At 32.9% G+C, this 15,786-nt stretch carries 13 protein-coding genes; 6 read left to right on the forward strand and 7 right to left on the reverse strand.

The genetic code is table 11. The annotated features are described in order from the left end of the window. From BN863_RS06685 to tsaD, 6 genes are all read right to left on the reverse strand, one after another. Nucleotides 1–1,086, reverse strand: coding sequence for an AI-2E family transporter (locus BN863_RS06685; protein WP_038528863.1), 1,086 nt, complete (start codon nucleotides 1,084–1,086; stop codon nucleotides 1–3). A gap of 21 nt (nucleotides 1,087–1,107) precedes the next feature. Then, nucleotides 1,108–1,611 carry a TrmH family RNA methyltransferase gene (locus BN863_RS06690; RefSeq protein WP_038528865.1) on the reverse strand — a complete coding sequence of 168 codons (504 nt, stop codon included), beginning with the start codon at nucleotides 1,609–1,611 and terminating at the stop codon, nucleotides 1,108–1,110. A gap of 7 nt (nucleotides 1,612–1,618) precedes the next feature. Then, nucleotides 1,619–2,260, reverse strand: coding sequence for a DUF4159 domain-containing protein (locus BN863_RS06695; RefSeq protein ID WP_038528867.1), 642 nt, complete (start codon nucleotides 2,258–2,260; stop codon nucleotides 1,619–1,621). Nucleotides 2,261–2,266: 6 nt separating this feature from the next. Next, nucleotides 2,267–2,971 (reverse strand): 16S rRNA (uracil(1498)-N(3))-methyltransferase, encoded by a 705-nt coding sequence (locus BN863_RS06700; protein ID WP_038528870.1) that lies wholly within the window; start codon nucleotides 2,969–2,971, stop codon nucleotides 2,267–2,269. A 3-nt stretch (nucleotides 2,972–2,974) separates the two neighbouring features. Beyond that, nucleotides 2,975–3,583, reverse strand: a complete 609-nt coding sequence (locus BN863_RS06705; RefSeq protein WP_158408973.1) for a peptidylprolyl isomerase — start codon at nucleotides 3,581–3,583, stop codon at nucleotides 2,975–2,977. Nucleotides 3,584–3,699: 116 nt separating this feature from the next. Continuing rightward, nucleotides 3,700–4,722 (reverse strand): tRNA (adenosine(37)-N6)-threonylcarbamoyltransferase complex transferase subunit TsaD, encoded by a 1,023-nt coding sequence (gene tsaD, locus BN863_RS06710; RefSeq protein WP_038528876.1) that lies wholly within the window; start codon nucleotides 4,720–4,722, stop codon nucleotides 3,700–3,702. Nucleotides 4,723–4,808: 86 nt separating this feature from the next. Between tsaD and BN863_RS06715 the strand changes: the two genes are divergently transcribed. The 6 genes from BN863_RS06715 (at nucleotide 4,809) to BN863_RS06740 (ending at nucleotide 15,020) form a co-directional block, all read left to right on the forward strand. Further along, nucleotides 4,809–9,221, forward strand: coding sequence for a translocation/assembly module TamB domain-containing protein (locus BN863_RS06715; protein WP_242404077.1), 4,413 nt, complete (start codon nucleotides 4,809–4,811; stop codon nucleotides 9,219–9,221). Between the two features lie 154 nt (nucleotides 9,222–9,375). Further along, nucleotides 9,376–10,362 (forward strand): 6-phosphofructokinase, encoded by a 987-nt coding sequence (gene pfkA, locus BN863_RS06720; RefSeq protein WP_038528879.1) that lies wholly within the window; start codon nucleotides 9,376–9,378, stop codon nucleotides 10,360–10,362. Nucleotides 10,363–10,384: 22 nt separating this feature from the next. Then, the gene (gene gap, locus BN863_RS06725; RefSeq protein WP_038528882.1) at nucleotides 10,385–11,389 is read left to right on the forward strand and encodes a type I glyceraldehyde-3-phosphate dehydrogenase; all 1,005 of its coding nucleotides are present in this window, start codon (nucleotides 10,385–10,387) and stop codon (nucleotides 11,387–11,389) included. A gap of 84 nt (nucleotides 11,390–11,473) precedes the next feature. Further along, nucleotides 11,474–12,337 carry a BadF/BadG/BcrA/BcrD ATPase family protein gene (locus BN863_RS06730; protein ID WP_038528886.1) on the forward strand — a complete coding sequence of 288 codons (864 nt, stop codon included), beginning with the start codon at nucleotides 11,474–11,476 and terminating at the stop codon, nucleotides 12,335–12,337. Then, complete coding sequence (locus BN863_RS06735; RefSeq protein WP_038528888.1) at nucleotides 12,337–12,699, forward strand: methylglyoxal synthase; 363 nt, start codon at nucleotides 12,337–12,339, stop codon at nucleotides 12,697–12,699. The genes BN863_RS06730 and BN863_RS06735 overlap by 1 nt, the downstream gene beginning before the upstream one ends. Before the next feature lie 500 nt (nucleotides 12,700–13,199). Next, nucleotides 13,200–15,020, forward strand: coding sequence for an SLC13 family permease (locus BN863_RS06740; protein ID WP_038528890.1), 1,821 nt, complete (start codon nucleotides 13,200–13,202; stop codon nucleotides 15,018–15,020). A 63-nt stretch (nucleotides 15,021–15,083) separates the two neighbouring features. On the opposite strand, the gene BN863_RS06745 is transcribed toward BN863_RS06740, so the two are convergent. Then, nucleotides 15,084–15,761 (reverse strand): class I SAM-dependent methyltransferase, encoded by a 678-nt coding sequence (locus tag BN863_RS06745; protein WP_038528893.1) that lies wholly within the window; start codon nucleotides 15,759–15,761, stop codon nucleotides 15,084–15,086. Nucleotides 15,762–15,786 lie beyond the last annotated feature (25 nt).

Consider the following 15,786-nt stretch of genomic DNA (forward strand, 5'->3'; position numbering starts at 1 on the left):
TTATAAGTCTTTGGTAAGGAGTTTCACAATTTTGTTTTCAGATAAAAACTCTTTCAAAATAACCTTAATGGCGGTATATGTTGGTACGGCTACCACCATCCCAATAATACCAAAAAGAATTCCTGCAATAATAATAACTAGGAAAATTTCTAAAGGATGTGATTTTACACTTCGAGAGAATATAATCGGCTGACTGAAAAAATTGTCTATAAATTGAGCAAAAACAAATCCTATTAACACATAAACTGTAGTTGAAAGGGCTACACTAAACTCATTTTCTATATTACTAGACAATGTTAAGGCAATCATTAAAATAGCACTAATTAATGGGCCTATATAAGGTATCAGGTTTAAAAGGGCACATAAAAAGGAGATTACTATGGCATTATCAATTCCGAAAACTGAAAGCACTACAGCATAGATTACAAATAGAATGAAAATTTGGATGAGCAGTCCTAGGAAGTATCTAGATAATAAATGCTTAATAGTATATAACGATTTTTTTACACGGTGTTTTTTGTTTTCTGGAACAACAACCATAAAACTATTTTCTAATAATTTGCGGTCTTTTAAAAAGAAGAAGGATATAAACAGTACAGAGAAAAAAGCTACACTAAACGTTCCGAATCCACTTAAAATTGAATTTAGAAAATCGGGGATAGCAGAATAATTAATTTTAGATAATAAATGGTAGTCTTCTAAAGATTTCTCTAAAACAATATGTTTGCTCTCTAAATAATTCGAGACTTCTAGATATACATTATTAAAGTTACCTTGAAGTTTTTCAATATTTAAGAGGGATAAGTTATGCCCTTGCTCGATAACTAGTGGAATAAATAATAAAATTAAACCAACAAAAGACCCTACAATTAAAAGCATGGTGATTATAACCGAAACTGAATCGTTAAACTTGAAACGATGTCTTAAAAACTGAACAAGAGGTGCTCCGGTTAGAGAAATAACGGCTGCGATTATTATATAAACAATTACCGATTGTATTTGATATAATAAGTAAAGAATAATTGCAATAATTATTAGTGTAAAGATGGCTCTTAAAATACCATTTGAAATAGTTTTTGCTTTCATAAAACAAATATAATTAAACAATTAAAGACTTTGTTTGGTTAGTTCGTATAAAATTATATTAGTTGCTTGAACTACATTCATGCTGCTATTTTGACCAAACATATCGATATGTACAATCATGTCGGATGCTTTTAAAAGTGTTTCAGAAACTCCGAAATTTTCGTCGCCAATAAGTAAAGCAATGGGTTGCGATGTTTTAAAATGAGCTTCTCTAAGTGGAATACTTGAATCTGTAATTTCTAAAGCAATAATTAAGTAGCCTTCCGATTTTAGATTAGAAATTACAGCATCTACATCTGCTTGCATTTCAAAAGGTACTACTTTTTCTGTAGCACGTGACGTTTTAGTCATTTTTCTGCCTAAAGGTATATATGAGCCACAAAGAATGAGTTTTTCAACTCCAAAAGCATCAGCGGTTCTAAATAAACTTCCAATGTTTGGCGCGTTGTTTACATTATCGCACACTAAGGTTATTGGAAATTTTTTTTTGCTGAAATTGGTATTGTAATGATTGAGTTGAGTCATTTAAATCTTAGTGATTAAAAACGTAAAATATAATATTCGCACCCATTTTAAGTGCTTTTTCGCGTACCGATTCGGGGTCGTTATGTACTTCGGGGTCTTCCCAGCCATCTCCTAAATCGCTTTCAAACGTAAAAAGCACAATCATTCTGCCTTCGTAAAACAGAGCAAATGCTTGTGGACGTTCTCCATCATGTTCATGAATTTTTGGTAAACCTTCTGGAAAACGATTTGGTTTTTGAAAGATATCGTGTGTTGTTGGAAGTTCTACAAAATCTTGCTCTGGAAAGATGTCTTTAAGTGCCTTAGTAATGTACGGTTTTAAGCCGTAATTATCATCGATATGAAGAAATCCGCCAGAAATTAAGTAATTTTTTAAATTGGTTTTATCTGTATCGTCAAAAAATACATTTCCATGCCCTGTCATGTGTATAAAGGGAAATTGAAATATATCTGGGCTTGATGTTTCTACGGTTTGAACGTTTGTATTTATTCTTGTATTAATATGCGTATTACAGTATTTAACCAAATTAGGGAGAGACGTTGGGTTACTATACCAATCGCCGCCACCTTTATAATGCAATACAGCAACATCTTGAGCCGAAACAAAAGTGGTTACTAAAAACAAGCCTAGAACCCAAAAACACTTCATAGGTAATTATTCGTTTATTAATGCGGCAGTATGGCACGCTACAATAGCAGCCGTTTCTGTACGCAATCTGGTGTGTCCCAAAGTTACAGGAATGAAGTTGTTTTTTAGTGCTAATTCTATTTCTTTTGTGCTAAAATCACCTTCAGGACCAATTAAAATGGTCAATTCTGTTTTAGGTTTTATGCATTGTTTTAAAGATTTTTTGTTGGTTTCTTCACAATGCGCAATAAAACAATCGCCATGTTGTAGGTCATCAATAAAAGTTTTAAACGGTATTGGAGCGTTTAAAACGGGAAGATAATAGTGTAAAGATTGTTTCATAGCCGCCTGTAATATTTTTTCGAAGCGCTCCAGTTTTACAACCTTACGTTCACTATGGTCGCAAATAATAGGCGTAATGCTATCTATACCAATTTCGGTAGCTTTCTCTAAAAACCATTCGTAACGGTCGTTCATTTTAGTTGGAGCAACCGCAAGATGAATTTTATAATCTCGAGCATCTTGAAATTGTTTATCGACAATAGTCGCTAAACAATTTTTAATATCAGCTAAATTTAATTCAACTGTAAACAACCACCCTTTACCATTAGTTACAAAAAGTTTATCACCAGTACTTTTTCTTAGTACCTTTACTATGTGTCTGCTTTCTTCTCTAGAAAATGCGAGTTGCGTGGTGCTTTCTGTAATATCGGGGTTGTAAAATAATTGCATAGTTTAATAGGCTTCGGTAATTTTTATAACCTGAATTTCTTCAATAGGTTTAGGCTCTTCTGTTTTTAAAATAATATAGTGCCAATTTTTTTCAGGAATATCTACTGTAAACAGTTTGTTTAAGTAATGATTTTTATTGTTCTTAATTAATTCTTCTTCAACTTCTATTGGCATTTTTCCATTAATAAACCATCCAGTATCGCCACCACGTGATGCATTTTTATCCATAGAATAACGTTGAACTAAATCGTTAAAATGCTGACCTTGATTAAATTTAGAATAAATAGTTTGCTTAAGGCGTTTTAAATCTGTTTCATCTAATCCTTCGCTATCAATAAAAATATAGCTAGCACGGTAGTAGGTAGTTTCGTGTTTGTCTATAATTTTATAGGTAGTCTTGTTAAATTCATTTTCATATACTTTTGAACGTCCAACAGGCATTTCAAAAAGTTCTTTTGCTAGGGTAGTATTGTGTTTTTCTTTGTTGAAAACAAAATACTTTCCTTTAAGGTCTTTGTTTTGTTTAATAAAAATTTTTGCTTGTTCAGATGTGGCAACATCGTCTATGGTACCATCAAAAGAATCTTGAGCATTACATAATACAGCGCTCAAAATGGCGCTTGTTAAAAGTAGATTTTTTAACATAAAGTAGGCTGATTGTGGGGTTAAGTTTAAATTGTATTTGGGATACAATTATACTAATTTTTTAACTAAAAAATAAGGGGTTTCTAGATTTTTAATCGGGCAGAGGCTGTAATGTTTGTTTCAGAAAAATCGTGCTCTAAATATTTTAAATAGCCAACTATTGCAATCATAGCGGCATTGTCTGTCGTGAATTCAAATTTAGGGACGTAAGTTGTCCATCCAAATTTTTGTTCGCCATCTTTTAAAGCCTTTCTTATGCCTGAATTTGCCGAAACACCACCACCAATTGCAATGTGTTTTATACCTGTTTCTTTACTAGCAAGTTTCAGCTTATCGATTAATATACCTATAATAGTATATTGAATTGATGCACAGATATCGTTTAAGTTTTCTTCTATAAAATTAGGATTGGCTTTAACTTCTTTTTGGATAAAGTATAAAATAGCTGTTTTTAAACCAGAAAAACTGAACTTTAGACCAGTGACTTTAGGTTTGGTAAATTTAAATGCTTTCGGATTTCCTAATTGTGCGCGTTTGTCTATTTCAGGACCCGCAGGATAGCCTAAACCTAAAATTTTTCCGCTTTTATCGTAAGCTTCTCCAACAGCATCATCAATAGTTTCTCCAATAACTTCCATGTCGAAGTAATTATTCACCTTAACAATTTGCGTATGTCCGCCAGAAATTGTCATCGCTAGAAATGGAAATGGCGGTTTGTTAAAGCCGTCCTCATCTATAAAATGAGCTAAAATATGACCTTGCATATGGTTTACATCTATTAACGGAATATCTAATCCGTAAGCTAAAGATTTAGCGAAAGACGTCCCAACTAGAAGAGACCCCATTAATCCAGGGCCGCGTGTAAAGGCTACAGCTTGTAATTGGTCTTTAGTAATGCCTGCTTTTACCAAGGCCTGATGCACAACAGGAACAATGTTTTGTTGGTGAGCTCTAGAAGCAAGTTCTGGAACGACACCACCAAATTCTTCATGTATTTTTTGGCTAGCCACAACATTACTTAATATTTTACCGTTCAGCATTACCGAAGCAGCTGTATCGTCGCAAGAGGACTCAATTCCTAAAATGTAAATATTTTCTGAATGCATTAGAATGTATTAGAAGTATTGTTATTTTTGAGCTCAAAGTTATAACTTTAAACTGTATCAAAAAATTTTTAAAAATACTATCCAAATTGGCAGCTATCATTTTGCTGCTCTTTATTATTTTAATTCTGATTTTAGCTATTCCAGGTGTTCAAACACGATTAGGAAAATATGCGACTTCTAAATTAAATGAGTCCTTCGATACGCATATAAATATTGGAGCTGTAGGACTTCATTTTAACGGCGATGTTCAGGTAAAGCACGTGTATATTGAAGATTATAGACAAGATACTTTAATTAGTGCGAAGCTTTTAGAAACACATATTGTAAATTTTAGAAATTTATACAATGGGAGATTGGTGTTTTCTGAAATTGAATTAACCGATTTAGATTTTAATATAAAAACATATAAAGACGAAGAACAAACTAATTTAGATGTGTTTGTGGCACGTTTTGATAACGATAATAACGACGATACACCAAGCAATTTTCTCTTGTCTTCTAGCGATGTATCGATTTATAATGGCCGATTTACGTTTGTAAATGAAAATTTAGACACTCCAGAAGTCATGGTTTTTAATGACATTACTATTAATGGTTCTAATTTTTTAATTCATGGTCCAAAAGTATCTACACGAATAAATACTTTAGAATTTACAGATAGTCGCGGTCTTCATGTAGAAAATATGAGTACTAATTTTGCGTACACCTTAAACGATATCACGTTTGCAAACTTAGATTTAAGAACCGAAGAGTCGACTTTAAAAGGCGATGTTAGGTTTGAATTTAATCGTGAAGACTTAAGTGCTTTTACAGATAAAGTTCAGGTAAATGCCAATATTACTTCTGCAGATGTAGCGTTCAACGATTTAAATTATTTTTACAATGAATTTGGAGTCAATCAGAGTGCCGATTTTTCAGTACTATTAACAGGTACTTTAAACGATTTAAATCTTGATGGTTTAAATTTAAAAACGAACAGAGGCTCCCGAATTATTGGAGATTTCAATTTTAAAAACCTATTTAATCGTACAGATAATAGTTTTTATATGAACGGGCAATTTTCTAGATTGTCTTCTAACTATCGCGATTTAATAACGGTATTACCTAAACTTTTAGGACAAACCATTCCATCTAATTTCGAACGGTTTGGTAATTTTAATATCACGGGAACTTCAGAAATAACAACTTCTAGAATCAATGCCGATTTACGACTTAATACCGCTTTAGGTTTAGTCGAGTCCGATTTGGTGTTAACCAACATAAATAATATAGATCTTGCTTCTTATAAAGGAAATATACGGGTAACAGATTTCGATTTAGGAACGTTTATAGATCAAGCTCAGTTTGGGAATACTTCATTAGATATCGATGTCGATGGTAGTGGTTTTACCAAAGAAAGCGTAGATACCAAAGTAAATGGAGAAGTGTTTTATATGGTATATAATAACTATTCGTATCACGATATTAATGTTTTAGGGAATTTTAAGAGCAGTATATATAATGGGAATTTAGTGAGTAACGACCCTAATTTTAAACTCGACTTTAACGGTGCAGCCGATTTTTCTAACCGCACCAAAATGGTAGATTTCGTTGCAGATGTACAATATGCCGATTTAAAAGCGCTTAATTTTGTTAAACGCGATACCTTATCGATGTTTAAAGGTATTGTTGAAATTCGTGCCATAGGTACATCTATAAACGATGTAGAAGGATTAATAAGTATTTCTGATGCAAATTATTTAAACGAACACGACAATTACATTTTCGACGATTTTACGGTAACGTCTGTTTTTAGAGATTCTATTAGACATGTAACAGTAGATTCTCCAGATATTGTAGAAGGAGAAATGAGTGGTGTGTTTAGGTTTAGAGATATAGAAACCATGTTTAGAAATTCTATTGGAACAATTTACAGTAATTTCGATTCTTATCCAGTACAAAAAAATCAATATCTAGATTTTAACTTTACCATTTATAATAAGATTGTAGAAGTCTTTTATCCCAATATAGCGCTTGGAAAAAACACATTTATAAGCGGTCATGTACAAAGTAATCAAGAGTCTGTTAACTTTAAGTTTAAATCGCCAGAGATTAAGCTGTACGATTATTTTGCGAGTGATATAGAAATCGATATTAATAATACCAATCCTTTATTTAATACCTATATAGAGATTGATAGTATTTACACTAAGTTTTACGATGTGTCTAGGTTTTCTCTAGTAAACAAAACAATTAACGACACCTTATTTATGCGTACAGAATTTCAAGGAGGAACGCGAGATGACGATGTGTTTAACTTAAACTTTTACCATACTATTAATGCCGAAAATAATTCGGTGTTTGGATTTAAAAAATCCGACGTTACATTTAAAAACAATACGTGGTTAATTAATGCAGACCGCGATACACTTAATAAAATTGAATTTTCTAGAGATTTACAAAATATAAGCATAGATAAACTGGCAATGTCTCTAGATGATGAATTGATTTCTTTAGAAGGTTTTTTAGTAGATTCAACATCGAAAGATTTAAAACTAACGTTCGATAAAGTCGATTTAGAAAAGGTTACGCCTAAGTTCGACAGTTTAAACTTAGGAGGTATATTAAATGGTAAAGTCGATATTGTTCAGAAAAACGGAAACTATATTCCAAGTTCAGATGTTTCTATAGATTTTCTTGAAGTAAATGGCTTTAGATTAGGTTCGTTTTCAGGAAACATTACAGGAAACGAAAACTTAACACGATATTTTGTAAATGCGAAAATTAAAAACGATTCCACAAATTCATTCTCTGCAATTGGTTATATCGATGCTCTAAATAATCAGTCGTATATCGATGTCGATTTACTATTCGATAATTTCGACTTAAAACCATTTAGTCCGCTAGGAAAAGATGTAATTAGTGATATACGAGGATTTGTATCTGGAAATGCCAAACTAATTGGAGATTTAAATAAACCGGCTTATGAAGGTGTCCTGAATTTAAATGAAGCAGGACTGTTGGTTCCCTTGTTAAACACAAATTTTAATTTTGATAATGGTTCGCGAGTACTTCTAAAAAATCAAGAGTTTACTTTCGATGATATTAAAATTACCGATAATGCTTTTAATACTAAAGGTGTTCTTGGCGGATTTATTAAACATAATAATTTTTCTGAGTGGGTATTAGGGTTAGATATTAAAACAGACCGTCTTTTAGTATTAAATACACCCTATGTAGAAGATGCGCTTTATTACGGAACAGGATATATAGGTGGCTCGGCTTCTATTAAAGGACCTACAGAAGAACTTTCTATTTCTGTAATTGGTGAAACCAAACCGGGAACTGTTTTTAAAATTCCGATGAATGATTCAGAATCGTTTGGAGACAATACATTTATTCATTTTTTAAGCCCAGAAGAAAAACAGGCAAAGTTAGAAGGGAAAGAACTATTTATTAAAGACATAAAAGGTTTAGAATTAGATTTCGACTTAGAAGTTAATAAGAATGCTGAAATTGAAATTGTTATGGACCGTGATTCTGGAAGTACCATTAAAGGTCGTGGAATTGGAGGTTTACTAATCGAAATTAATACCAATGGTAAATTTAATATTTACGGAGATTTCTCTGTATTTCAAGGTGTGTATAACTTTATGTATGGTGGAATCGTACAGAAAGAATTTACGGTAGAACCAGGAGGGACGTTAGCTTGGGATGGAGATCCGTTAGGAGCACGAATAGATCTTAAAGCCATTTATAAAACACAAGCAAATCCTTCTCCTTTATTAGATAACCCAATTAATAAGAGTATTCCGGTAAATGTTGAAATCGAATTAACCGAACAATTAGAAAAACCTGAAGTGAACTTTGGTTTCGAATTCCCGAATGTAAATTCAACGGTGAAATCTGAGTTAACATACAGATTAGAATCTAAAGAGGATCGCGACAACCAAGCCTTATACCTATTAACTACAGGGTCGTTTTCTAGTGGCTTAACAAGTTTAAACCCTTACGGAACATTAACCGAACGTTTAAACGGTATTGTAAACGGCTTATTTTCTGAAAGCGATAATAAGTTAAATATAGGGTTAAACTACGAATTGGGTGAAAACAATCCAGATTATCAAACAGACGATCGCTTTGGTGTAACGTTACAAACCAAGATTAGCGAACGTGTTATGATTAACGGAAATGTAGACGTACCTGTTGGAGGTGTAAGCCAAACAGTAATAGCAGGAGATATTGAAGTTAATTTCTTATTGAATGAAGAAGGGACGCTAACAGCAAATGTATTTAATAGAGAAAACAGTATACAAGATTTTGGTGATAAGGTAGGATACACTCAAGGAGTAGGAATTTCTTATAATATAGATTTCGATACTTTTAGAGAATTGATTCAGAAAATATTCTATGGTGAAATGAACAAATCAGAAGGTGAAAATTCTGAAAATGAAACACCAAAACCCACAGGCACACTTCCTGCATATATTATTATGAAAACAGATATTTCAGAGGAATAATTCCGCAGTTAACGTGCATTTATTCAATTAATAAATAAGTTTTTAACTTTTTTTCAAATTCAAACGTTATAGTTTAAAACCTCTGTTAAAAAGTCCTCAAAGCTGTTTTATATGTTGATTTTCTTTAGTAGATTTACTAGCAAATCAATAGAACATGTCAAAAACCATTAAAAAAATAGGTGTTTTAACATCAGGAGGAGATTCTCCAGGAATGAATGCCGGGATTCGTGCGGTAGTTAGAACATGTGCTTTTCATAATATTGAATGTGTGGGTATTGTTCAAGGCTATCAAGGTATGATTCGTGGTGAATTTATCCCTATGGATGCCCGTAGTGTAAAAGGTATTATTAATAAAGGAGGTACCATTTTAAAAACTGCGAGATCTAAAGACTTCAGAACGCCAGAAGGTCGCAAGAAAGCTTACGATAATTTAAAAAAAGAAGGTGTCGATGCTTTAGTTGTAATTGGTGGTGACGGTAGTTTTACTGGGGCTATGGTTTTTAGCTCAGAATTCGATATGCCTGTCATGGGAATACCAGGAACAATAGACAACGATATTTTTGGAACTACACATACTTTAGGTTACGATACTGCTTTAAATACAGTAGTAGAAGTAATCGATAAAATTAGAGATACAGCCAGTTCTCATGACCGTTTATTCTTTATAGAAGTTATGGGGCGAGATGTTGGGCATATTGCGCTTAACGTTGGTGTAGCCGGTGGTGCAGAAGAAATATTAATACCAGAAGAAAATTTAGGATTAGATCGATTATTAGAATCTTTACATAGAAGTAAAAATTCTGGTAAATCGTCAAGTATAGTAATCGTTGCAGAAGGCGATAAAATTGGTAAAAACGTATTTGAATTAAAGGACTATGTCGATGAGCATATGTCGGAATATGAAGTACGTGTATCTGTTTTAGGACATATGCAACGTGGAGGTTCACCATCGTGCTTTGACAGAGTGTTGGCAAGTCGTATGGGAGTAAAAGCAGTAGAGAGCTTGTTAGAAGGAAAGTCTAATTACATGGTCGGTTTATTAAACGATGTCATGTCTTTAACACCTTTAGATCAAGCCATAAAAGGTCAATCAAAAATTAACTTAGAATTATTACGTGTGTCAGATATCATGACCACTTAAACATTAAATTTAGAATAAGATTATGTCAAAATTAAAAATTGGAATTAACGGATTTGGTAGAATAGGTAGAATTGCTTTTAGAGTAGCGGTAGCTAGACCAGATATTCAAATAGTAGGTATTAACGATTTATTAGATGTAGAGCACTTAGCTTACTTATTAAAGTATGATTCTGTACACGGACAGTTTGATGGAACAATTTCAACAGAAGAAGGAAAATTAATAGTTAATGGAAATGCTATTAGAATTACCGCAGAACGTAATCCAGAAGATTTAAAATGGGATGAAGTAGAGGCTGAAGTTGTTTTAGACTGTACAGGTATCTTCACAACATTAGAAGGCGCACAAAAGCACATTACTGCTGGAGCTAAAAAAGTTGCAATTTCTGCACCATCAGCAGATGCACCAATGTTTGTAATGGGTGTAAACCACAAACAAGTAACTGCTGCAGATACTATTGTTTCTAACGCATCTTGTACTACAAACTGTTTAGCACCTTTAGCTAAAGTAATTAACGATAAATTTGGTATTGCAGAAGGATTAATGACAACTGTACACGCTGCTACAGCTACACAATCTACTGTAGATGGTGTATCTAAAAAAGATTACAGATTAGGTCGTGCATCTTTAAACAACATCGTACCTGCTTCAACTGGAGCTGCTAAAGCTGTAGGAAAAGTAATTCCTGAATTAAACGGAAAATTAACAGGTATGGCATTTAGAGTACCAACTGTAGATGTATCTGTTGTAGATTTAACTTGTCGTCTTGAAAAACCAGCACCATGGGCTGAAATTAAAGCAGCTTTAAAAGAAGCTTCTGAAGGAGAATTAAATGGTATATTAGGTTATACTGAAGAAGGTGTAGTATCTCAAGATTTCGTATCAGAACCAAAAACAAGTACATTCGATGCTAACGCAAGTATGGCTTTAAATGATGGTTTTGTTAAATTAGTTTCTTGGTATGATAATGAGTTTGGTTATTCAACTAAATTAGTTGACTTAGCACAACATATCGCATCTGTAAAATAATTTATACAAATTAATAATAACTCCACAGAGTTATTGTGTATAAAGCACAGTATCCTGTGGAGTTTTTTTATCTAAAACTAACATATGATTTTAATAGTTGATAGTGGGTCTACAAAATCCGACTGGATTGCGGTAGATAAAAAAGGGAACCAACTTCTCGAAAAAGTTAGAACAAACGGTTTAAATCCGGCAATACTTCCTGAAAAGAAATTAAGAAAAATTATTAAAGGCAGTAAAGTTTTAAAAAAGCATAAAAAAGAAGTTACTCACGTATTCTTTTATGGTGCAGGTTGTGGAACAGAAAACCCTAAAAAACTATTAACAACAGTATTAGAAGATTTTTTTGAGAATGCTGAAGTATCAGTAGACGAAGATACAATGGCTGCTGTGTATTCTACAATTAATACGCCAACAGAAGCTGCTGTAGTTTGTATTTTAGGTACAGGTTCTAACTGTAGTTATTTTGATGGGACACAAATTCACCAACGTGTAAAATCTTTGGGTTGGAGTCTTATGGACGATGCAAGTGGAAACTACTACGGAAAACAATTAATTAGAGATTACTACTTTAATAATATGCCAGAAACAATTCGAGTTGCCATGGCAGATAAGTATAATTTGGAAGCAGATTATATAAAATACAACATTTACAAACAACCTAACCCGAATGCCTTTTTGGCGTCTTTTGCCGAATTTATGTTTTTAAATAAAGACTCTGAATACATTCAGAACTTAATTAAAGAAGGTATTAGATTGTTTGCTAAAAACATGATTTTACAGTATAAAGAAGAATTAAAAACAGTGCCAGTACATTTTGCAGGTTCGATAGCATATTTTGCTAAAGATGAAATTTTAGCTGTTGGAAAAGAATTGAATTTTACTGTAGGTAATTTTGCAAGACGCCCAATAGAAGGTTTAGCGAAATTTCATACTCAGGATATAGAATAATGGAAATAGCAATTATAGCACACGACGGTAAAAAAGCTGAAATGGTTCAGTTTTTAAACGAACACCGCGATGTATTAGATCAGAAACAAATCGCGTTAATTTCTACAGGAACCACAGGTACAAAAGTAGAAAAAGCAGGGTTTCAAGTTACACCTTATTTATCAGGACCTCTAGGTGGAGATGCTCAAATCGCTGCTCGCGTAGCAGAAGGGTTATGCCATATGGTTTTGTTTTTTAGGGATCCTTTAGAAAAACATCCTCATGAACCGGATATATTTATGCTAATGCGGATTTGCGACGTGCACGATGTGCCACTAGCAACAAATCCAGCTACAGCGGAGTTGCTTATAAAAGCCATATAAAAACTAAAAAATCTCTTCTAGAGATTTTTTTTTGATTAAACTAAAAAATTCCTGTTCTCTAAAAGCCGTTTAGATTCCAAATAGGGACTTAACGGTTTATCAAATAACTACAAACTAAATGTGTTTGTTTTACTTCATAGATTGTTACTGTTGCCGTAAAAAAAAATATTTGTATCTAATAGCTGTAAATTCTCCATATTAAGAAGTTTTAATTCGCTGTAATTTGTAAATATTTCAGAATAACAGAAAAATTATAGCAGACCTAAATTTCTTCTGAGTTAATAAAAAGAAATTTCTGTATCTAAATTTTACTTAATTTAGATTGTATCAAAACATGTTAAAAATTGAATTTCTTATTTTAAGATGTTATGTAGACTAAATATTCTTGAAATTGAAGAAAAAAACGATCTACTTTGAACACTTGATTACAGGCTAATTTATTTAGAATGCCTTTTATAAAATTTTGAACGGAGTTTTTTTAATGAAAAACCATTGAGCTTATGACCATCGAAATTGTTATCATATTTGTTATTTTGGGATTAAGCCTTATTTTTTTTGCGCTCGAGCTGTTCTCTATAGACAAAATTTCCATTTTTGTATTGGCCTCTCTATTGCTAGCTGGTTTTCTTTCGCCAGAAGAAGCACTTACTGGATTTAGTAACACAGCCACAATTACCATTCTTATGCTCATGATTATTGCTATAGCTATGGAGCAAAACGGTGTAATTAATATGCTATCTAAATCCATGACCAAGTTAAAAGGTATGCCTCTATTACTACTTATCCCTGTTATTATGTTTATTGTAGCGGGTATATCTGCGTTTATTAGTACTACCGCAGTGGTTATTGTATTTGTAAAGCTTACCAACGAATTACATCAACGTTATGGGATTTCTCAATCTAAATTACTACTGCCTATTTCTTTTGCAGGAATATTGGGTGGTAGTTGTACCTTAATGGGAACGTCTACCAACTTAATTGTAAATGCCATTGCCGAGCAAAGCGGTGTGCCAAAATTGTCGTTTTTCGAGTTTACTAATTACGGACTTATTTTTCTAGGAGTAGGCGTGGTGGTGGTAACAGCCTTGTCGTTTGTTTTACCTTACGATTCTAAAAAGACGAAAGATTTTCAAAAAGAACTTCAAGATTTTATAACAAAGCTATGTATTAATAAGGAGTCTTCGTTAATTGGTAAGACTATAGGCGAAACATTCTTATTTACCAATCAAAATGTGCAATTGCTAAAAATGACACGGGATGGCATCACTACAAACGCGCCAGGAAAATACATTACATTAAAAGAGGGTGATATTTTGCTGGTAAACGCGAGTATGGATAATTTGTTAAAAGCCAAGGAAACAGAAGGTATTACTCTATTTAATGAAGTTGTAGCGGAAGAACATGAAGATGAAGACAATTCAGAAGAGGTAAAACAGGAAGTAAATAAAGACACTCACATTGTAGAGCTCTTAATACTCCCAAATTCCAATTTATTGGGGTTGAGACTAGGAGATATTAAACCGGCCATGATTATGGAAGCCAATCCGCTAGCTATTAAAAAACGGATTAATATGCGAAATACCAAGGAACGTCTTATAAGAAAACGTGAGGATAAAATCAGGCTAAAAGTAAGCGATCGCTTATTAATTCAAATCGACGAAGATGATATAGATAAGTTAGAAGGTATAGAACATGTGGTGGTTATGCAACAATTGTCGAGTAGCACATTTCCAAATGCCCGTAAAAAGTATATATCGCTAACGATTTTATTAATTACAATCGGGTTGGCAGCGAGTGGATTATTTCCTATTGTTAAAAGTACGATTATTGGCGTATTTCTCTTACTTGTATTCAATTGCCTAAAATTAAATACGGTTTATAAAGATATTAATTGGGAAGTTATTTTTTTATTAGCGTGTTTAATTCCTATTGGTATTGCCATGAAAAATACAGGAGCAGAAACTTGGCTTTCAGAAAATTTAATTGGTATGCTCCAAGGTCAAAGTCCGATGCTTGTCATTGCTTCGTTGTTCGGAATTACCATGCTTTTTAGTGGTGTTATTTCTAATAACGCAACAGCAATTATAATGACGCCTATTGCACTTTCTGTTGCTGCAGGTTTAAATTTAGATCCTAAATTTTTTATTTTATCAGTCTTATTTGCTGCAAACTTTAGCTTTTTCACCCCAATGGGCTATCAAACCAATACAATTATCTACGGACTCGGGATTTATTCTTTCCGCCATTTTGCAATTATAGGCGGTGTATTATCTGTTATATTGTGGGTGTTGGCAACCTTTTTGTTTTCAGAAAATATATAAGGTATAACACTCAGGAATATTCAATTGATATTAGTCTTCAGGTAAGTATTCAAATTTAAACCTCTAATAAAGGGTGTAAGAGGTGGTAACTATAACTTCTTTACCGTTATTTAAAGGCAAGCTTAATAATTGATGTATATCTTTTGCTTTTAAATTGAATGGTGTAGCTAATACGTTAACACCACTGTGTTTCTTTAAACGAATACCTTGTCCTGAAATAATATCAGCATTTGGGATAAAGTCACTATTCGGAATATGTTCTGTTATAATAACATATTTATACGCCGTTAACTTATTTAAGATATTTTGAATCTCGGAATTAGACAAATGTTGAAGCACTTGTCTGAGTATAGCACAATCTCCCTTTGGTAATGGATCTGCAGCTAAATCTAAACAGTGAAATTCTAAATTATCAGTATTAAAGTTTTCTTTATTGTAGGCAATAAGATTTGGTACAATATCTATTGCTATATATTTCTGAGTATATTTTACTAATTGCTTTCCAATATTAAAATCTCCACAGCCCAAATCGCAGACTATTGGAGGCGACGGTAATTGAGTTAAAAATGAAGTAATGACGTCAATATAAGGGTGAACTAAATCGTCTAAGTGAGATCCATCGCCCGAATAAAATTCAGATTGATTTTCTCCCCAAAGTTTCATTTCGTAAACTTGTTCCATGGCTGCTTTTGTAGGCCACGGTGTTTTCGCTTTGTTTGTATGAGAAGAGTGTTTAGTCATAGATCCAGATGTCAGTAATGGGTGT

It is taken from the genome of Formosa agariphila KMM 3901 (genome assembly GCF_000723205.1).
GTDB classification, from domain to species: domain Bacteria; phylum Bacteroidota; class Bacteroidia; order Flavobacteriales; family Flavobacteriaceae; genus Formosa; species Formosa agariphila.